Origin of the sequence: Streptomyces ochraceiscleroticus (assembly GCF_000720485.1) — a bacterium.
Lineage (GTDB): Bacteria > Actinomycetota > Actinomycetes > Streptomycetales > Streptomycetaceae > Streptomyces > Streptomyces ochraceiscleroticus.
In genome coordinates this window covers 1-382 of record NZ_JOAX01000098.1, presented here as the reverse complement: position 1 = coordinate 382, position 382 = coordinate 1, and the positions used below count along the sequence as shown (strand labels likewise).

Annotated in this window: 1 protein-coding gene; it reads left to right on the top strand. The window is 72.0% G+C overall.

The annotated features are described in order from the left end of the window. The coding region (locus IG84_RS0137355; RefSeq protein WP_031067951.1) for a peptidoglycan recognition protein family protein at nt 1–382 on the top strand (382 nt) is incomplete at both ends.

Here is a 382-nt window from a genome sequence, read left to right as displayed (position 1 = left end):
GTCGTCCACCTCACCGGCAACGGCCGCGCCAACCACGCCGGAGGCGGCGACGGCGACGTCCTCCAAGCCGTCATCGGCGAGTCCTACAAGACTCGCCCGCCGGCGCCGCAGGAACACGATGGCTCCGCCGGCGCGGTCGACGGCAACGCCCGCTTCTACGGCTGGGAGTGTGAGAACAAGGGCGACGGCAAGGACCCCTGGCCGGCGAAGCAGTACGACGGCATGGTCCGGGCCACGGCCGCCATCTGCCGCGCCCACGGATGGAACGCCAAGAGCGGCATCGGCCATCGGGAGTGGTCGGACTGGAAGGTCGACCCGCGCGGCATCGACATGGCCGCCTTCCGCCGCGACGTCGACGAGCTCCTGGCGCACGAGCCGGGCT